We start from the raw sequence: 18193 nt of genomic DNA, 5'->3' as shown, positions 1-18193 counted from the left end.
GGTCCCGTCGTGCGAGCGACGGGGGTCCGGCGGGGCGTCCACGTACCGCATCCCAGGAAGGAGAATGCGATGGTCAAGTCTAGACGTTCCCGGTTCGCCGTAGCGTTGGCGACGGTGTGCGCGTTGGCCGTGCCGGCAGCGGCCGCGGCGCACGACGGTGTGGACCACGGATCGGAGGAGGGTGCCGAGGCGGCGCTCGACTGGTCCAACTACGAGAAGATCCTGCTCACCAAGAACACCGGTGAACCCGTCGGCATGGCCGTCATGCCGGACGGCAGCGTGCTGCACACCGCCCGTGACGGCGTGATCCGGCACACCGACCCCTCGACCGGTGTCACCGCCGAGGTCAACCAGGTGGACGTGTACGCCAACTCCGAGGACGGCATGCAGGCGATCGCCCTCGCGCCCGACTTCGAGGAGTCCGGCTGGGTGTACATGTTCTACGCCCCCCGGGTCATGGAGGGTGAGGGATACCCGGAGACGACGCCGTCCGGCTCGGCGCCGAACCAGCTCCCCGCGGGTGAGGACGAGTCGTACTGGGACCGGTGGAAGGGGTACAACCAGCTCTCGCGCGTGCAGTGGGACGCCGGGGCCGGCGCCCTGGACATGAGCACCGAGCAGAAGATCCTGCAGGTCGAGGTCCAGCGCGGCCAGTGCTGCCACGTCGGTGGTGACATCGACTTCGACGCCGACGGCAACGTCTACGTCTCCACCGGTGACAACACCCCCGCCGGCACGCCGGGGGCCAACGGGTTCGCGCCGATCAACAACGCCCCGGGCATGAACCCCGGGTTCGACGCGCGGCGCGGTGCCGGCAGCACCGACGACCTCCGGGGCGCGATCCTGCGCATCCACGTCGAGGAGGACGGCAGCTACACGATCCCGGAGGGGAACCTCTTCGAACCCGGCACCGCGGGGACCCGGCCCGAGCTCTTCGTCATGGGCCTGCGCAACCCGTTCCGCATCGACGTCGACGAGACGACGGGCGCGGTCAGCTGGGGCGACTACGGCCCCGACTCCGGGGTCGCCAGCGACGAACGCGGGCCGATGGGCTACGTCGAGTGGCAGAGCACGACGACGCCGCTCAACGGCGGCTGGCCGTACTGCCACGGCCCCAACACCAACTACAACGAGTGGGACTACGCCACCGAGTCGCCGGGCGAGTGGTTCGACTGCGAGGCCGGCGCCGAGAACAACTCCACCTGGAACACCGGTCTCGACGTCCTGCCGCCCGCGACGGCGCCGCAGGTGTACTACGGCGACAACCCCGGCGACCAGCCGTTCGACGAGTTCGTGGAGTTCGACGCCCAGGGCGGGCAGGGCCCGATGGGCGGCCCGGTCCTCGACTTCGACCCGGAGGGTCCGGACACGCAGTGGCCGGAGTACTGGGACGGCAAGGCGTTCATGTACGAGTTCTCGCAGGACTACATCGCCGCGCTGACCCTGCCCGACCCCGACGGTCCGGTCGAGCACGTCGAGCACGTGCTGCCGAACGCCGCGCTGACGGACAACGTGCAGGCCATCACCGACGGCCCGATCGACATGGAGTTCGGACCGGACGGCTCGCTCTACATCCTCGACTACGGCAACGGCTTCTTCCGGCAGAACCCGGAGGCCGGCCTGTACCGGATCGACTACGCCGAGGGCAACAAGGCGCCGACGGCGGTCATCGGGGCCGACCCGGTATCGTCGTCCGAGGCGCCGCTGACCGTGAACCTCGACGGCACCGGGTCGACCGACCCCGAGGGCGAGGATCTGACCTACGAGTGGGACCTCGACGGCGACGGGACCTTCGACGAGTCGGGGGCCGAGGTCACGACGACCTACACCGAGCTCGGCCAGTACACGGTCCGGCTGCGGGTCACCGACCCGGCGGGCCGCCAGGGCCTGACCTCCCGGCAGATCACGGTGGGCAACACGGCGCCGACGCTCACGGCCGACCACCCGTCCGACGGCGGGTTCTTCGCCTGGGGCGACGCGGTGCCGTACGCGTTCAGCACCTCGGACCCGGAGGACGGCGACGAGACGGTCTGCTCGGAGCTGTCCTGGACCTTCGGTCTCGGTCACGACACGCACGCCCACCCGGAGGTGCTCGGCAGCGGGTGCGCGGGGGCGTGGGCCACGCCGGGCGACGCCCCGGAGCACGGCGCGACCGAGAAGCTCTACGGCGTCGTGGTGGCGAACTACACCGACCAGGGCAACGGGGACATCCCACCGGCCACGTCGGAGGTGTCGTTGCTGCTGAACACCTTCACCCAGGAGGCGCAGCACGCCGACACCCTGTCCGGTGTGGAGGTCGTCGCCGACGACACGGCCGGCGGCCTGGCGAAGGTCGTCTCGTTCGACGCAGGTGACCACCTCGCCTGGGACCCGGCGAACTTCACCGGGATCGAGGGTGTCGAGGTCCGCGGTGCGGGCTCGGGCACGATCGAGCTGCGCTGGGGTGCGGCCGACGCCGAGCCGTTCGCCACGGCCGGCCTGGACTCGACCGGCTGGTCCACCGTGGCCGCCGACGTGTCCGCGTTCCCCGAGGGCACGGGCGAGCTGTTCGTCACCTCCACGGGCGGCGTGGACCTCGACACGCTGGTCTTCGACGGTCCGGGCGTCACCGACGTCACGGCGCCGGAGGTCACGGCCACGCTCGACCCGGCGGAGCCCACCGGGGAGAACGGCTGGTACACCGGCCCGGTCGAGCTGGCGCTGTCCGCGACGGACGACGGCCAGATCGGCGACGGCGAGGTCTCGTACGACGACGGCGGGACGTGGGAGAGCGTTCGTCACCCGTGGACCGGTGCCCTGCAACCGGTCACGCTCGACGACGACGGCACCCACGAGGTCCTCTACCGGGCCACCGACACCGGCGGCAACGTCTCCGAGGTCGGCTCGGTGACCGTGTCGATCGACGCCACGGCCCCCGAGGTCGCGGTGACCGGCGTCGAGGAGGGTGACGAGCACGGGTCGTCCGCCACGCTCGACCTCGGGGTCGAGGCGAGCGACGCGACCTCCGGGGTGGCGGCGTCGGGCCTCACGCTCGACGGCGAGCCCGTCGAGGCGGGCGAGCTCGACGTGGCAGCCCTCGACCTGGGTGACCACGAGGTCGTCGCCAGCGCGACCGACGAGGCTGGGCACACGACTGAGGTCGTCGTGACGTTCACGGTCACGACCTCGGTCGATGACCTGGGCGCTCACGTGGCCCGGCTGGCCGGGGCCGGGGAGCTCTCCCGGTCCGAGTCGGCACGCCTGTCCGCGTTCCTCGGCCAGGCCGAGCGGCACGCGGGCGCCGGCCGGGACCAGCAGGCGGTGTCCGCGCTGCAGCGGTTCGTCGCCGCCACCGACGAGGTGCTGATCCGCGACGCCGAGGCACTGATCGACCAGCTCGGCTGACCAGTCGGCGGGGCGGGGCCGCACGGCCCCGCCCCGCCACCGGGCGGCGACGCCGCCCCCCGCCACACACCGCAACACCCCCGCAACATCGCTGTTGCCACACCGAGGAGAATCGCTGTGAACATCCACCAGACCCGCCGCACGATCGCCACGACCGCCGCCGGCAGCCTGCTCGCCGCCGGCCTGATGGCCGGCGCCCCGGCCGCCGCCGTGCCGGACCACCCCCACGAGGACGACCGCCCCGGCCAGGGGCAGGGGCGCACCGTCCCGGTGAGCAGGGTTTCCATCCAGCTCTACTCCTACTGGGGCTGGCAGAGCGAGATCGGCGTCGAGGCGCTGCTCGACGAGGTCTCCGACATCGGCTACCGGAACGTCGAGCCGTTCGGCGGCTCCTACGGCGACTACTCCGCCTCGGAGTACCGCGACCTGCTGAAGTCGTACCACCTGAAGAGCCCCACGTCCCACGGCGGCACGAACGAGGCCACGTTCGACCAGACGCTGGCCGACGCCAAGGACCGCGGTCAGAAGTACGTGGGCTCGGGCGGCTTCGCGGCCCCGGGGATCGGCGGCGGCTACGAGAACGTGATCGCGACGGCCGAGACGATGAACCGGCTCGGCGAGCAGTCGGTCGAGAACGGCACCGGCAAGTTCTTCGGGCACAACCACCAGTCCGAGTTCACGACCCAGTACACCGACCCGGACACGGGCGAGATGAAGAGCGCCTGGGAGATCCTCGTCGAGAACACCGACCCGCGCTACGTGACCTTCCAGCTCGACACCTTCTGGGCCGCCGACGCCGGGGTCGACGCCGTCGCCCTCCTGGAGGAGCACGGAGACCGCGTCGAGCTCCTGCACATCAAGGACGGCGACCTCAACGGCGACGCCCGGGGCATCCCCGGTGACGTCGGCGAGGGCGACATGGAGTGGGGCCCGATCCTGCGCGCTGCCCACGGGCACGTGAAGCTCTACGTGGTCGAGCGTGACGGCGCGCCGAACAGCGCCGAGTTCGCCGAGGACAGCTTCGAGTTCCTCACGAACTTCCGCTACTGACGGCGGACGTCTCGCTGAGAGCGCAGGGCCCCGACCGGCCTGGGGGGAGGCCGGTCGGGGCCCCGCGCCGTCGTGCGCACGGAATACCCTCGCCCGCCCCGAGGTTCGGACTGTCGGACCGGCACACCTGACGCGAGGAGACCCGCATGCCCAGCACCAGCATCGACGCCCTCGCCTCTGCGCCCGTCGCGCAGCTGCTGACGAGCGACGGTCCCGGGCCGGGTGCGCCCGCCTGGGTCGTCTCCCTCGGGCACGAGCTCTACGTCCGGTCCGCCCCCGGCCTCGGCGGCACCTGGCCCGGTGGCGGCCGTGCACGGGTCCGGGTGGCGGGAGCCGAGCACCCCGTGACGTTGGCGGAGGTCGCGCCGGAGGTGCACGACCTGCTCGACGACGCCTACCGGGCCACGTACGGCCGCTGCGGTCCGGACAAGGTCTCGGCGCTGGTGTCCGACGGCGCGGCGGCCGCGACGTTCCGCCTCAGCCCGCGGCGCGCGACCCTGTGGGAGCGCACGGTGCCGCTGCTCGACGCCGCCGAGTCCTGGTGGCGGCGGCTGCGGGCCCCCGCGACCGACCGGACGTCCGAGGCGCTCTGCCCGAGCTGCTGACCGCGGCGGGCGGCCCGCGAGGCCGTCAGTCGGTGAGCCGGCGGACGTCGTCCGCGGGAAGCTTGTCCCACCAGTGGCGGTAGCGGCGGTAGACCGCGGGATCGCGGTCGGCGAGGAACACGCGCAGCGCCGCAGCCTCCGCCTCCAGCGCCGACCACGCCGCCCGGGGGAGCGGCTCGAACGCGGCGGCGTCGATCCCCTCGTCCGTGGCCCGCCAGACCCCGACGACCCGCCCGTCGACCAGCAGCATCGGCAGCGTGTCGCCGTTGCGACGGATCACGTGCGCGCGGTGGGCTTCCGGGAGGATCCGGCGGCGGTCGCGGTGGGCCAGCGCGACGCTGTCCCACATCCCGAGCAGACGGGCCGGCGCCGGCGTCTCCGGGTCGGGGCGCGGCGCGTCCGGGAGGTCGAGCAGCTCGGTCCCGTCGGGCCCTTCGGCCACCACCAGATCGTCGCGCAGGGCCGCCACGGCCGGCCCCGTGAACCGTCGCCGCAGCATCGTGAACTGCGCGAAGTCGGCCTCCGACGCCGGCCCGAAGGCGGCGAGGTAGCGCCGCAGCAGGTGCACGGTCGCCGGATCGTCGCCGGACGGCGCGCTGTTCGCCGCCGTGGGTGCCCCCGACCGGTAACGCCGGGCACGGGGCGAGTAGGACCACGGCGGACCGGTCGGCACGTGGTGCAGCGGGGCGAGCGTCCGCAGCGCGAACCAGGCGGCGGGCGCCCGCTCCTCGTCGAGGAGCCGGCCGAGCTCGCCGAGGATCTCGTCCTGCGTGCGCGGCTCGGCCGTGAACGCGAGCAGCGCGTCGCGGACCTCGTCGGCCTGCGAGGCCGTCAGCCGGGCCGGTGCGAACCGCCGGTCGCCCAGCCGTGACCTCCGCAGGGGATCGGTGACGGCTCGGTGGAACGGGGCCCAGTCGTCGCGGTGCACCGCGTGCAGCGTGATCCGCACGAGCGTGGCGCGCACGACGGCGCCGCTGGCGAAGGCCTCGTCCAGGTCGGCCGGGTCGAACCCGGCGACCCGGTTCCAGAGCGCGAGGTACGGGGACGCCGGCTCCTGGGCCTGGAGCACCGCGATCCGCCGCACGGCCGCGGGCACCGGGACGTCCTCGCGGCCGAGCAGGAGCTGGCGGGCGAGGGTGGCACGGCCGAGGGCGGTCTCCGAGAGCTGCACCGGTCGAGCATCCTGCCTGTGGACAGGCCCGGGCAAGCCCTGCCGACAGCCCTGCCGGCAGGCCTGCCGTCAGCCCCGCCGTCGGGTCCGCCGGGACGGCTCGGCGTCGTCCCCGGCGTCCAGGGCCTCCAACGCCGCGATGAGCGTCTGGGCGTCGTGCGAGCCGCGGTGGCGGGTGCCGTCGAGGAAGAACGTCGGCGTCCCGCGGGCGCCGCTCGCCCGCGCGCTGACGGCGTGATCCTGCACCCGCGCGTGCAGGGCGTCGTCGGCGAGGTCGGCGTCGAACTGGTCCAGGTCCAGGCCGAGCTCCTGCGCGTAGCCGCGTAGGCCCTCGCCCTCGAGCCGGTCCTGGTGGGCGAACAGCAGGTCGTGCATCTCCCAGAACCGTCCCTGGCGGTCGGCGGCCTCGGCGGCGACGGCGGCCAGGTGGGCCCGCGGGTGCACGTCGTCGAGCGGCAGGTGCCGCACCACGTAGCGGATGCGGTCGCCGAAGTGGTCGCGCAGGTCCCGCCACATCCCGGTCGCCCGGGCGCAGAACGGGCACTCGAAGTCGAGGTACTCCACCACGGTGTGCGGGGCGTCGGGGTCGCCGCGCACGTGGTCGTGGCGCAGGTCGACCGGCGGGTCGAGCACGACCGGCAGGTCGGCGCTCTCCTCACCCCAGCGCACGCGCGCCGTCGCGAAGATGCCCCAGGCCAGCAGCGACGCGACGACGAGGGCGAGGAGCACGCCGACGGTCGCCGCCTGGGCCTGCGACGCGTCGTCGAACGCAAGGTCCACGACGAGCAGGGAGACGGTGAACCCGATACCGGACAGCGCCGCCCCCCCGAGCACGCTGCCGGGCCCCACGCCGTCGGGCAGGGTGCCGAGGCGCAGCCGGACTGCCGCCCACGTCCCCAGGCCGATGCCCACCAGCTTGCCCAGCACGAGGCCGGCGACGACACCCCAGGTGATCGACGACCCCAGCGCGTCGCCGAGCGCCCCGCCGCGCAGGTCGATGCCGGCGTTCGCCAGCGCGAACAGCGGGACGACGACGAGCGTCACCGGGGCGTTCAGCGCCAGGTGGAGGCGGTGGTTCACCGAGATGGAGCGGGCGAGGCCGACGTTGACCTCGCGGGCGACGTCCGCGCTGGGGGACTGCCAGTAGGCGCGGTACAGGCTCTTGGTCCGCACGACGTCGACGCGCCGGGTCAGGGCGGCGGGCACCAGGAGGCCGGCGAGCATGCCGGCGATCGAGGGGTGGATGCCGGCCTGCACGGTCGCGCCCCACAGCACGACCACCACCAGCACGTACGGGGTGCTGCGCCACTCGCGCATCCGGCCGAGCAGCCAGAGCGCGCCGAGGCAGGCCAGGGCGATGAGCAGGGGACCGACCCGGACCTCGTCGGAGTAGACGACGCCGATGATCGTCACGGCGAGGAAGTCGTCCACCACCGACAGGGTGAGCAGGAAGACGCGGAGCTGGTTCGACATCGCCGGGCCGACCAGCGCGAGCACGCCGAGCAGGAACGCCGTGTCGGTGCCGACGACGACGCCCCACCCCTCGGGCGCCTTGCGGCCGGCTACCGCGAGATAGATCAGCGCGGGGGCCACGACGCCGGCGATCCCGGCCACCAGGGGCACCAGACGCTGGCTGCGTCGGCGCAACGAGCCGATCGAGAGCTCCTGGCGGACCTCCAGGCCGACGACGAAGAAGAACAGCACCATGAGGCCGTCGTTGACCCAGTGGTGCAGGTCCATGTCGAACGCGAGCTCGCCGATGTCGACGTCGATCGGCGTCGCCCACAGCTGCTCGTACAGCCCGGACAGCGGCGAGTTGGCCCACACGAGGGCGAGCGCGGTGACGCCCAGCAGCAGCAGGGCGGCACCGGAGTCGGAGCGCAGGCGTTCGGCGATCCTCATGAGCCGCAACCTCCCCTCGACGGCACTGAGGAGCCTATGCCCGGCGGCGGCGGTCGGCGCGCCGTCACGTCGCGGGACGACGAGGGGCCCGGGCCACGGTCGCCGTGCCCGGGGCTTTCCGGGGCACGACCACCGTGGCTCAGGCCGCGAAGAGCGTCTCGAGCACCTGGACGACCCCGTGCTCGGCGTTGCTCGGCGCACGGTACCGGGCGTGCGCCAGGACGTCGGGGTGGGCACCCGACATCGCGAACGACCACTCGGCGGCGTCGAGCATCTCGATGTCGTTGAGGTAGTCGCCGAACACCATCGTCTGCGCGGGGGTCACCCCGAGCTCCGCCTGGAGCCGTCGCAGGGCGCGGCCCTTGTCGACGCCGGTGGGCATGACGTCGATCCAGTGCGGACTGGACACCACGACCTGGTGGGTGGCTCGCAGGTGCACGAGCACGGGGAGCGTGCCGGTGGCCGAATCGACGCCGTCGTACACGGCGACCTTGAGGACGTCGTCGTCGACGGCGAGCAGGTCCTCGACCACCTCCAGCTCGCGGTAGTATGTGCGGATGTGGTCGACGAACGCGACGTCGCCCCGCTCGACGTAGGCACTCCGCTTGCCAGCCAGCACGGCGCCACCGTCCCGGCTGGTCCTCAGCCCGCGGACAGCGTGGACGGCGGCGGTGACGCCGTCGCGGGTGAGCGTCTCGGACGACACCTCGGCCCCGCCCCGTGTGACGAGCGTGCCGTTCTCGGCGATGACCACCAGCTCGTCGTGTCCGGGCGTCCTCCCGGGCGGGAACGCCGCGGCGATGGTGGCGTGCTGGCGTCCGGAGGCGGGGACGAACGTGATGCCGAGGTCGTGCATCCGCTTCAGCAACGGCCACAGACCGTCGGGGACCGCGCCCTCGGCGTCGAGGAGGGTGCCGTCCATGTCGGTCACGACGAGGCGCACCTGGTCAGGGCGGGGGAGCGAGGGCAACGGCATGGGTCCATGATCAGCCGGGTACCGGGGCCTGCGCAGCGTCGTCCCAGCTGTGATCTCCACCATTGCGGCGAGAGGATCCGTTGCAGAGCTCGTTCTCAGGGTGCTGGACGTACGTCCCGACGGTGTTGCCCGTTCTGAAGCTGCAGACGAGTCGTGAGCCCACCTGCGTCGCGAGGGTCGAGGATCACCTTCCAACCGTGCCGGCGGGCGATGGTCGAGATGATCGTGAGCCCGAGTCCGTGATGGTCCTCCTCGTTCGACGGAGCGTCTGCGACACGTTCGAACGGCTGCAGGATGCGTTCCACCGCGTCGAGAGGGACGGGGTCGCCGTCGTTGGCGATCTCCAGGGCCCTCTCGCCTACCAGCGCTTCGACCTGCAGCAGGCCTCCGCGACGGTTGTGTGCGACGCCGTTGTGTATCAGGTTCCTGATCAGCGTGCGGGCGAGTGCCGCGTCGCCCGTGACGATCAGGGGTGCCAGCCTCTGGTTCAGCCTCAGCGACGCGGCCGCGATCGCCGGCGCCGCCGCATCGAGCTCCTCCCGCACCACGTCGGAGAGGTCGAACTCTGAGCTCTCCAGCGCAGCACCTTGGGACTGCGCGAGCGAGAGCAACCCCGAGACCATCGTCTCGTTGTGCCGGTTCTGCTCGAGGAGCTGATCGCGCACGCGCTCCCGGTCCTCGGGTGACGGATCGTCGAGGCCGATCTCCAGGAGCGCGCGTTGCACCGCCAGCGGCGTCCGCAGCTCGTGGGACGCGAAGGCGACGAATCGCACCTGCGCGGCGAAGGATTCCTCCAACCTCCCCAGGAGCTCGTCGAATGCGAGCGCGAGCCGCGTGAGCTCGTCATTCGGGCCGTCGAGCCCAATCCGGGCATCGAGTGTGTCCGCATCGATCGTCTCGGCCCTGCGCATCATCTGGTTCAGAGGGCGCAGCGCGGCGCCTGCCGCGGCCCAGCCGACGGCGCCTGCCAGGAGTGCCGCGATGCCCACTGCCGCCGCAGAGACTGTCCATTGCCTGGCCGCGAACTGTTCAGCGATGTTCTCGACCAGATCCGCGGGCGGTGGGTCTCCCGTCGCTCCCGCAGGGCCGCCGGTCGTGGCGCCTGCTCCTGACATCGACGGGAACGCAGGCGGCGCGGAGCCGGTGTCCTGTGATCCGTCGGCGACGAGCTGGATCATGAGCGGACTCTGCGTGACGGCAGCGACCGCGACGAGCGCGGTGGCGGTGATCGCTGCGGAGGCGACGGCGAACGTGATCGCCGTCCGCACCCGGAGAGAGACGCGTCTCATCCGGTGAGGTCTTTCATGCGATAGCCGCGTCCGTGGACGGTCTCGATCGGATCCGGTGCGCCGAGCTTGGTCCGGACCTTGCTGACCGTGACGCGCACTGCGTTGGTGAAGGGATCGGTCGCGGCATCCCAGACCTTCTCGAGGAGCTCCTCGTGGCTGACGATGCGGTCCGCCGACTGCAGCAGGTGGGCGAGGAGCATCAGCTCCTTGGGAGTGAGTGCCAGATCTCGGCCGTCACGGGTGGCGATGGCTCTGGCGATGTCGACGAGGATGCCGTCATGCTCGAGCAAGGTCGCGGCCGCCGTGCTCGGACGGCGGGCGAGCGCCCGGACTCGAGCGACGAGCTCCGCGTAGTCGAACGGTTTGCCGAGGTAGTCGTCCGCGCCGAGCTCCAGGCCGGCCACGCGCTCTCGAGTGCCGCTCTGGGCCGTCAGCATGAGTACACGGGTCGTCGAACCCTCCTGCACGAGCCTGCGCATGACCTCGTCCCCGTGCGTTCCCGGAAGGTCACGATCGAGGACGACGACGTCGTACTGGTTCGCGCTCAGCGCCTCGTCGGCATGGTCACCGCGGTAGACGACGTCGACTGCCATGCTCTGCCTGCTCAAACCTCGAGCGATCATGTCGGCGAGAGTGTGCTCGTCCTCGGCAACCAGTACGCGCATTCAGGCTCCTTCTGTCCACCCTGTCGAGGCGAGTGTATGCGTCGGTACCTTTCCGCGATGTTAATGCGCGCGCACCGCTGCAGAAAGGTCGCGTCGGTTCTGATGAGTGGTGTCGGTGCGAGCCTGCGTCGACGACTCGTGGAAAGGGACCATGATGCTGAAGCCGGAAAGCTGCGCCCTGCGTCGGGCGGCGTGTGCTGGGACGCTCGCGTGGCTGCTCGCCGCAGTGCTCACCGGATGCGCCACGGAAGCCGACGACGGGACCCCTGGTCGGGACGGTGGCGGCGCGAGCGATGTCGCTCAGGTCGGGTCGTGCCTCCGTGATGCCGGGTTCGAGGTGGATGACGACGCTCTCGTCGCCGGGGTGCTCGCGCCCCCGGACGGCGCGGATCCCGCGGAGTACGAGACGGTGCTCAGGGAGTGCGCGGAAGGCACAGCACTCGCCCTGGAGGACGCCCCGTCCGGCGAGGAGCTCGCGACGATCCAGGCGCAGCTCCTCGAGTACGTGACCTGCCTCCGGGAGCTCGGTTACACCGACATCCCAGATCCGGTCAACGGCGAAATAGACCTGCCGAAGCAGTACACGAGTACCGACCCGTCGAACACTTTCCCCGCAGACGCTGAGAAGTGCCAGTACGCCTTCGACACGTCTGATGCTCACGACGGCGAGTCGTGAGAGTGCGTGCAAGGATCGTCGTCGCACTCTGCGGTGGACTTCTCCTCTCGGCGGCGGGTGCCGGCGCGTGGCTGTGGAGCAGCAATTCGGCGGTGCCGAGCTCGGACGATCCGCCGCCCCGCACCGTCGAGGTGACGAGAGATGATCTCGCGGACGTCACCACCTACCGTGCCACCGTGTCTTTCGGCGAGGCGGAGGAGATCCCACCTCCCGCGGCAGGGACATATACAAGGCTCCCGGCGCCGGGCGACGTGGTGAAGGCAGGGGAGGAGCTGTACAGGATCGACGAGCAGGCTGTGTACGCCATGCCAGGGAAGGTTCCTGTCTACCGCGTCCTCGAGTACGGCGCCGAAGGAAGAGATGTGCGCCAGCTGAAGGACGAGTTGCGCGAACTCGGGTACGAGCTCGCGAGCGACGACGACGAGTTCGACTGGGAGACACGACAAGCGGTGCTGCAGTGGCAGTCCGACCATGGACGTGAGCAGACAGGACGGCTCGGGAAAGAGGACATCACCTTCCTTCCCGCGGAGGTCCGCGTCGACGAGGTCCTCGCGCGCACCGGCGATACCGGGGACGCCGTCCCCTTCACTTTTACCGGGAACGCGCCGCTCGTCTCCGCGAGCCTGACCGCCGACCAGGCTCGTCGTCTCGCCGCCGGCGTAGGCGATCGGGTCACGCTGGCCGTCGACGGCGAAGAGGTCCCAGGTGCGGTCGACGCTGTGGTCGCGGCCGAGGACGGCTCAGCCACGGTCTTCGCCTCGTCCACGACGACGGACGTGCCTGCCGGTGCGAGCGTCGAGCTCAGCACGGTCGGTGAGACGCGCACGGATGTGCTGATCGTGCCCGTGGTGGCCGTCGTGGTGAGTGCGGACGGTCATGCCGTGAGCGTGCTCCGCGACGACGAGATCGTCGATGTCCCGGTGGTGCTGGGGCTGCTGGCCGACGGGGACGTCGAGATCACCTCGGACGACATCTCGGAAGGCGACCTCGTCGTGGTGCCGTCATGAGCGCTGTCGAGCTGCGGAACGGGACGAAGTTCTACGGCTCGTATCGGGCGCTCGATGACGTCACGATGCGAGTGGGGACAGGCGAGTTCGTAGCCGTCGTGGGGCCCAGCGGGAGCGGGAAGACCACGCTGCTCCATGCCCTCGGCACCCTTGATCGCCTCGACAGCGGAACCCTCACGGTCGCCGGTCGCCGTGTCGCGGAGCTCGACGACGACGCACTGGCCAGGCTCCGTGCTGAGCACATCGGCTTCGTCTTCCAGAGCTTTCATCTGGCCGCCGGGCTCACGGCCGTCGAGAACGTGGCAGAGGGCCTCGTGTACGCGGGAGCTCGCCCTGGCGCCCGGCGGGAACGAGCGCGCGCGGCGCTCGAACGCGTCGGCCTGGCGCCCCGTATGCACCACCGTTCGCACGAGCTGTCGGGAGGAGAGAAGCAGCGCGTCGCGATCGCGCGCGCGATCGTCGGTGTTCCGGCGGTCGTCCTTGCCGACGAGCCGACCGGTGCGCTCGATACGATGACAGGGGAGCACATCTTCCAGCTTCTGCGCGACCTCAACTCCCTGGGAACCACCATCGTGGTGATCACCCACGATCGGGCTCTCGCCGCTCGATTCGACCGCCGGATCATGATCCGTGACGGACGAACCCAGCTCGAGGATTCACCGCACGCCCCGGACGGGAACGGCCAGCGATCATGACGCGGCCGCTTCGCACCTCGGACCTGCTACGCCTCGGCGTCGTCGGGCTGCGCACCCGCCCGCTGCGGGTCGTGCTGTCTGCGCTCGGAATCGCGATCGGCATCGGGGCGATGGTGGCCGTCGTCGGCATCTCCTCCTCCTCCCAGGCACGTTCGCAGACACTGCTCGATGGCATCGGCACCAATGTCGTGGCCATCGAGGGAGTGGCCCCAGGAGGGGAGGCGGCAGCACCCCTCCCCGACACGACCATCGGATCGCTGACACGCAGGGACGACGTCGAGAGCGCCGCCGCCGTCAGCCGCATCGTCGACATCGGCGTGTATCGAAGTGACCTGGTGGAGCCGAATGCGACCGGGGGGATCGTCGCGACCTCCGTCCAGGGAAACCTTCTTCGCACCTTGCGCGGCGAGGTCGCGGGTGGGCGATGGCTGCTCGAGGGCGGGGGCGCGTCGCCGGCCGAGGTCGTTCTGGGAGCCTCGGCCGCCGCCACCTTGGGAATCGACGAGGTGGGACCAGAGACCGTCGTGTGGATGGACGGACGCCGGATCGCCGTGGTCGGAATCCTGGAACCGCTTCCCCTGGCACCGGAACTGGACCTGAGCGCCTTCGTGAGCGATGCGCTCGCAGACGACCTGGCGGTGGACCTTCCGGCGGATCGCGCGTGGGCGCGGGTCGACCCCGAGAGCGTCGAGACGACGTCCACGTTCCTGGCTGGCACCATCGCGCCGCTCGAACCGGGAACCGTCGCCACGGGACAGCCCTCCGACGCGCTCGTCGCTCAGGAGGCGAGCGAAGCGTCCTTCACCGGACTGCTGGTCGGAATCGGGGGCGTCGCGCTCCTGGTGGGCGGCATCGGCGTCGCCAACACGATGGTGATCTCGGTGTTGGAAAGACGACACGAGATCGGGATGCGTCGCGCGATCGGCGCTCGTCGCAGGGACATCCGTCGGCAGTTCCTGATCGAGTCGCTCCTGCTGTCGCTGCTCGGCGGGACCGCGGGGGTGCTCGTCGGGGGTGCGATCACCACCGGGTACGCGGTGCTCAAGGGGTGGCCCGTCGCGATCCCGATCTGGGCGGTGGTCGGTGCGATCGCCTCGACGCTGGTGATCGGCGGCCTGAGCGGGATCTGGCCCGCCACGCGAGCCGCGCGCACATCTCCGACCGTCGCTCTCTCGACGGCATAGGCGTGGACACCTTCCTTGGACCAGCGACACGTCCGCGGTGCGCTCCCGCCTGTCCAGCTTGGGCTCCCCGGTCCCCGCGCCCCGCTCCCGACCGCTGCGTGGGCGGTCGGGAGCCCGGCAGGGCCCTCAGACCCCCGTCGGGGGCCGGAAGGTGTGGGTCAGGCGTCGAGCACCAGCGCGATGACGACGGGCTCGCGGCGCGACGTGCGGGCCAGGGAGCGCCCGACGGCGCCCGCGAGCCGCTTCTCGAGCTCCTCGCCCTCGGTGACGCCCCGCTCGGCGGCGTCGACGAGCGCCTTCTTCAGTGCGCCGGTGGCGGCTTCGAGGCTCTCCGGGCTCTGCACGAACCCGCGGTGCAGGTACTCCGGCGGCTCCGCGAGCTCGGTCGTGCCCGGCTTCAGCAGGACGAGCACGGTCAGCACGCCGCCGGCGCTCAGCTGCCGGCGTTCGGCGAGCGTCTCCTCGGTCGCGTGCCCCACGGTCTGGCCGTCGACGTAGACCAGGTCGGCCTGGACCTGGCCGACGATGCGTGCCGTCCCGTCGGCGAGGTCGACGACGGCACCGTCGCGGGTGATCAGCACCCGGTCGGGCTCGACGCCGGTCCGCTCGGCGAGGGCGCCGTTGGCGTGCAGGTGCTTGGGCTCGCCGTGCACCGGCATCACGTTGCGCGGCTTGAGGATGTTGTAGCAGTACACGAGCTCGCCGGCGCTGGCGTGGCCGGAGACGTGCACCCGGGCGTTGCCCTTGTGGACCACGTTGGCGCCCAGGTCGGTCAGCTTGTTGATGATCCCGTAGATCGCGTTCTCGTTGCCCGGGATGAGCGAGCTGGCCAGCAGCACGGTGTCGCCCTCGCTGACGCTCACCTCGTGCGACTCGTTGGCCATCCGCGACAGGGCGGCCATGGGCTCGCCCTGGGACCCGGTGCAGATCAGGGTCACCTTGTCGGGTGCCATACCCCGGGTCTTCTTGTAGTCGACCACCAGGCCGCGCGGCACGGTGAGGTAGCCGAGGTCCCGGGCGATCCGCATGTTGCGGATCATCGAGCGCCCCACGAAGGCCACCTTGCGGCCGCGCGCGTGCGAGGCGTCGAGCACCTGCTGGATCCGGTGCACGTGGCTCGCGAAGCTGGAGACGATGACCCGGCCGGGCGTCGTCGCGAAGACCTGCTCGATCGCCGGGACCAGGTCGCTCTCGGAGATCGTGAAGCCGGGGACCTCGGCGTTGGTGGAGTCCACCAGCAGCAGGTCGAGGCCCTCCTCGCCGATCCGCCCGAACGCCCGCAGGTCGGTCAGCCGGCCGTCGAGGGGGAACTGGTCCATCCGGAAGTCGCCCGTGTGCAGCACGCTGCCGCCGGCGGTGCGGATGGCGACGGCCAGCCCGTCCGGGATCGAGTGGTTGACCGCGACGAACTCGAGGTCGAAGGGACCGGCCTGGTGCCGGTCGCCCGCCTCGACGTGGCGGAACACCGGCGTGATGCGGTGCTCCTTGAGCTTGGCGTCCACGAACGCCAGGGTCAGCTCGGAGGCGACGACGGGGATGTCGGGGCGGTGCTTGAGCAGGTACGGCACGCCGCCGATGTGGTCCTCGTGGCCGTGCGTGAGGACGATCGCCTCGATGTCGTCCATCCGGTCGGCGATGCTCGTGAAGTCGGGGAGGATGACGTCCACGCCCGGCTGCGTCTCCTCGGGGAACAGCACCCCGCAGTCGACGACCAGGAGGCGGCCGTCCTGCTCGAAGACCGTCATGTTGCGGCCGATCTCCCCGATGCCGCCCAGCGGCGTGATGCGCAGGGCACCCCGCGGGAGTCGTGGTGGGCGGCCGAGGTCGCGGGGCGCAGTGTGCATGTCGTCCTTCCGCACGGTGGTCCGTGTCGATGGTCCGGTGCCTCGCGGCGTGCTGCGCACGCCGCGAGGCCCGTCATGGGCGGGCCCTCGTGAGAGGTGCCCTGAGGTCTAGTGTCCCCCGCCGAGCCGTCCGGCGAGCAGGTCGAGCCGCGCGGTGGTGTCCGCGTTGGCGCCGACGATCGTCACCGTCTTGCCCTTGGCCTCGTACTTGGTACGGACGGCGTCGAGGCTGGCCACCGTGGAGGCGTCCCAGACGTGGGCCTTGGTCATGTCGATGACGATGTCCTGCGGGTCGCCCGAGTAGTCGAACTGGTAGACGAGGTCGTTCGACGAGGCGAAGAAGAGCTCGCCCTCGACGGCGTAGACACGTTGGTCGTCCTCGTCGGACGCGTCGAGGCGGGTCACGGTGGTGAAGTGTGCCACGCGCTGGGCGAAGAGCACCATCGCGACGAGGACGCCGACGGCGACACCGTACGCCAGGTTGTGGGTCCAGACGGTGACGACCACGGTCGAGAGCATGACGGCGGTCTCCGACCTGGGCATCCGGCGCAGCGTGTCGAGCCGGACCGAGTGCCAGTCGAACGTGCCGACCGCCACCATGATCATGACGGCGACGAGCGCGGCCATGGGGATGATCGCGACGACGTCCCCGAGCCCGACGACGAGGATCAGCAGGAACACGCCGGCCAGGAACGTCGAGATGCGGGTGCGCGCTCCGGAGGCCTTCACGTTGATCATCGTCTGACCGATCATCGCGCAGCCGCCCATGCCGCCGAAGAACCCGGTGACGACGTTGGCGGCGCCCTGGCCCCATGCCTCGCGGGTCTTGTTGGAGTGGGTGTCGGTGACGTCGTCGACCAGCTTGGCGGTCAGCAGGGACTCGAGGATGCCCACCAGCGCCATGGCGAGCGCGAACGGCGCGATGATCTGGAGGGTCTCCAGGGTGAACGGCACGTCCGGGACGAGCAGGGACGGCAGCGACTCGGGCAGCTCGCCCTCGTCGCCGACGGTCGGGACGTTGAGCGCCGCGGTGACGGTCGCGGCCGTCAGCAGCACGATCGCCACCAGCGGGGCCGGGACCACCTTGGTCCACCGCGGCAGCAGCACCATGATGACCAGACCGACGATGACCAGGCCGTAGATCCACCAGCGGTTGCCGGCGGTCACCTTGTCGCCGAACAGGTGCGGGAGCTGGGAGGTGAAGATGAGGACCGCCAGGGCGTTGACGAAGCCGACCATCACCGAGCGCGGGATGAACCGCATGAGCTTGGCCACGCCGAGGACGCCGAGCACCACCTGGAGGACGCCCGCGAGGATGACCGTCGCAATGAGGTAGTCGACGCCGTAGTCGCGGGCGACGGGGGCGACGACCAGGGCGATGGCGCCGGTGGCCGCGGAGATCATGGCGGGGCGGCCGCCGAGGAACGCGATGGAGACCGCCATCGTGAACGACGCGAAGAGCCCGAGCCGAGGGTCGACCCCCGCGATGATCGAGAAGGCGATCGCCTCGGGGATGAGCGCCAGGGCGACGACGAGGCCGGCCAGGACCTCGGTCTTGAGGATCCGGGGCGACTTCAGCGCCGCCAGCACGGAGTAGGTCTGGCTCGCCTCCGGTGCGCCGGTGACCGGCCGCGGCGTGGGAGCGGGATCTGACAGGGGCATGCGGGAGTCGTTCGACACGCAGCTTCCTTCGGTTCGGCGGACGCGGGCGCCCGGGGACCAGGTCACGGGACTCAGGTCGGGAT

The 18193-nt window shown here is 71.2% G+C and carries 14 protein-coding genes; 7 read left to right on the top strand and 7 right to left on the bottom strand.

All coding sequences use genetic code 11. The features are described 5' to 3' along the window. The first annotated feature begins 69 nt into the window (after positions 1–69). The 3 genes from UQW22_RS04440 (at position 70) to UQW22_RS04430 (ending at position 5039) form a co-directional block, all read left to right on the top strand. The gene (locus UQW22_RS04440) at positions 70–3384 is read left to right on the top strand and encodes a PQQ-dependent sugar dehydrogenase (protein ID WP_407319673.1); all 3315 of its coding nucleotides are present in this window, start codon (positions 70–72) and stop codon (positions 3382–3384) included. A 117-nt stretch (positions 3385–3501) separates the two neighbouring features. After that, complete coding sequence (locus tag UQW22_RS04435; RefSeq protein WP_407319672.1) at positions 3502–4434, top strand: sugar phosphate isomerase/epimerase family protein; 933 nt, start codon at positions 3502–3504, stop codon at positions 4432–4434. Between the two features lie 146 nt (positions 4435–4580). After that, positions 4581–5039 carry a DUF2255 family protein gene (locus tag UQW22_RS04430; RefSeq protein WP_407319671.1) on the top strand — a complete coding sequence of 153 codons (459 nt, stop codon included), beginning with the start codon at positions 4581–4583 and terminating at the stop codon, positions 5037–5039. 25 nt (positions 5040–5064) lie between these two features. Here the strand turns inward: UQW22_RS04430 and UQW22_RS04425 are convergent, their stop codons facing one another. The 5 genes from UQW22_RS04425 to UQW22_RS04405 form a co-directional block, all read right to left on the bottom strand. Further along, a complete protein-coding gene (locus UQW22_RS04425) occupies positions 5065–6210 on the bottom strand; it encodes a winged helix DNA-binding domain-containing protein (protein ID WP_407319670.1) in 1146 nt (381 codons plus the stop codon). A 69-nt stretch (positions 6211–6279) separates the two neighbouring features. Further along, complete coding sequence (nhaA, locus tag UQW22_RS04420) at positions 6280–8112, bottom strand: Na+/H+ antiporter NhaA (RefSeq protein ID WP_407319669.1); 1833 nt, start codon at positions 8110–8112, stop codon at positions 6280–6282. A gap of 139 nt (positions 8113–8251) precedes the next feature. After that, the gene (locus UQW22_RS04415) at positions 8252–9088 is read right to left on the bottom strand and encodes a Cof-type HAD-IIB family hydrolase (protein WP_407319668.1); all 837 of its coding nucleotides are present in this window, start codon (positions 9086–9088) and stop codon (positions 8252–8254) included. Between the two features lie 95 nt (positions 9089–9183). Beyond that, positions 9184–10377 carry a sensor histidine kinase gene (locus tag UQW22_RS04410; RefSeq protein WP_407319667.1) on the bottom strand — a complete coding sequence of 398 codons (1194 nt, stop codon included), beginning with the start codon at positions 10375–10377 and terminating at the stop codon, positions 9184–9186. Continuing rightward, complete coding sequence (locus UQW22_RS04405) at positions 10374–11042, bottom strand: response regulator transcription factor (RefSeq protein ID WP_407319666.1); 669 nt, start codon at positions 11040–11042, stop codon at positions 10374–10376. The genes UQW22_RS04410 and UQW22_RS04405 overlap by 4 nt, the downstream gene beginning before the upstream one ends. A gap of 151 nt (positions 11043–11193) precedes the next feature. Between UQW22_RS04405 and UQW22_RS04400 the strand changes: the two genes are divergently transcribed. From UQW22_RS04400 to UQW22_RS04385, 4 genes are all read left to right on the top strand, one after another. After that, a complete protein-coding gene (locus tag UQW22_RS04400; protein WP_407319665.1) occupies positions 11194–11718 on the top strand; it encodes a hypothetical protein in 525 nt (174 codons plus the stop codon). A gap of 176 nt (positions 11719–11894) precedes the next feature. Beyond that, positions 11895–12725 carry a peptidoglycan-binding protein gene (locus tag UQW22_RS04395; RefSeq protein ID WP_407319664.1) on the top strand — a complete coding sequence of 277 codons (831 nt, stop codon included), beginning with the start codon at positions 11895–11897 and terminating at the stop codon, positions 12723–12725. Further along, the gene (locus UQW22_RS04390) at positions 12722–13420 is read left to right on the top strand and encodes an ABC transporter ATP-binding protein (protein WP_407319663.1); all 699 of its coding nucleotides are present in this window, start codon (positions 12722–12724) and stop codon (positions 13418–13420) included. The genes UQW22_RS04395 and UQW22_RS04390 overlap by 4 nt, the downstream gene beginning before the upstream one ends. Beyond that, the gene (locus UQW22_RS04385; RefSeq protein ID WP_407319662.1) at positions 13417–14604 is read left to right on the top strand and encodes an ABC transporter permease; all 1188 of its coding nucleotides are present in this window, start codon (positions 13417–13419) and stop codon (positions 14602–14604) included. Before UQW22_RS04390 ends, UQW22_RS04385 begins: the two co-directional genes overlap by 4 nt. Positions 14605–14762: 158 nt before the next feature. Here the strand turns inward: UQW22_RS04385 and UQW22_RS04380 are convergent, their stop codons facing one another. Then, positions 14763–16448: a ribonuclease J gene (locus tag UQW22_RS04380; RefSeq protein ID WP_407319661.1), complete on the bottom strand. Its 1686-nt coding sequence runs from the start codon at positions 16446–16448 to the stop codon at positions 14763–14765. 108 nt (positions 16449–16556) lie between these two features. Then, positions 16557–18110: a SulP family inorganic anion transporter gene (locus UQW22_RS04375; protein ID WP_407320720.1), complete on the bottom strand. Its 1554-nt coding sequence runs from the start codon at positions 18108–18110 to the stop codon at positions 16557–16559. Between the last annotated feature and the right edge of the window lie 83 nt (positions 18111–18193).

This window comes from Isoptericola halotolerans, assembly GCF_045689585.1.
GTDB classification, from domain to species: domain Bacteria; phylum Actinomycetota; class Actinomycetes; order Actinomycetales; family Cellulomonadaceae; genus Isoptericola; species Isoptericola halotolerans_B.
The sequence above is the reverse complement of the archived record's forward strand: the minus strand, read 5'-3'. Positions and strand labels throughout refer to the sequence as shown.

What these genes read in the sequence shown, in the direction of transcription:
- UQW22_RS04440 (WP_407319673.1), top strand. Translation starts at nt 70, where the DNA reads ATGGTCAAGTCTAGACGTTCCCGGTTCGCCGTAGCGTTGGCGACGGTG.
- UQW22_RS04430 (WP_407319671.1), top strand. Translation starts at nt 4,581, where the DNA reads ATGCCCAGCACCAGCATCGACGCCCTCGCCTCTGCGCCCGTCGCGCAG.
- nhaA (WP_407319669.1), bottom strand. Translation starts at nt 8,112, where the DNA reads ATGAGGATCGCCGAACGCCTGCGCTCCGACTCCGGTGCCGCCCTGCTG.
- UQW22_RS04415 (WP_407319668.1), bottom strand. Translation starts at nt 9,088, where the DNA reads ATGCCGTTGCCCTCGCTCCCCCGCCCTGACCAGGTGCGCCTCGTCGTG.
- UQW22_RS04410 (WP_407319667.1), bottom strand. Translation starts at nt 10,377, where the DNA reads ATGAGACGCGTCTCTCTCCGGGTGCGGACGGCGATCACGTTCGCCGTC.
- UQW22_RS04405 (WP_407319666.1), bottom strand. Translation starts at nt 11,042, where the DNA reads ATGCGCGTACTGGTTGCCGAGGACGAGCACACTCTCGCCGACATGATC.
- UQW22_RS04400 (WP_407319665.1), top strand. Translation starts at nt 11,194, where the DNA reads ATGATGCTGAAGCCGGAAAGCTGCGCCCTGCGTCGGGCGGCGTGTGCT.
- UQW22_RS04390 (WP_407319663.1), top strand. Translation starts at nt 12,722, where the DNA reads ATGAGCGCTGTCGAGCTGCGGAACGGGACGAAGTTCTACGGCTCGTAT.
- UQW22_RS04385 (WP_407319662.1), top strand. Translation starts at nt 13,417, where the DNA reads ATGACGCGGCCGCTTCGCACCTCGGACCTGCTACGCCTCGGCGTCGTC.
- UQW22_RS04380 (WP_407319661.1), bottom strand. Translation starts at nt 16,448, where the DNA reads ATGCACACTGCGCCCCGCGACCTCGGCCGCCCACCACGACTCCCGCGG.
- UQW22_RS04375 (WP_407320720.1), bottom strand. Translation starts at nt 18,110, where the DNA reads ATGCCCCTGTCAGATCCCGCTCCCACGCCGCGGCCGGTCACCGGCGCA.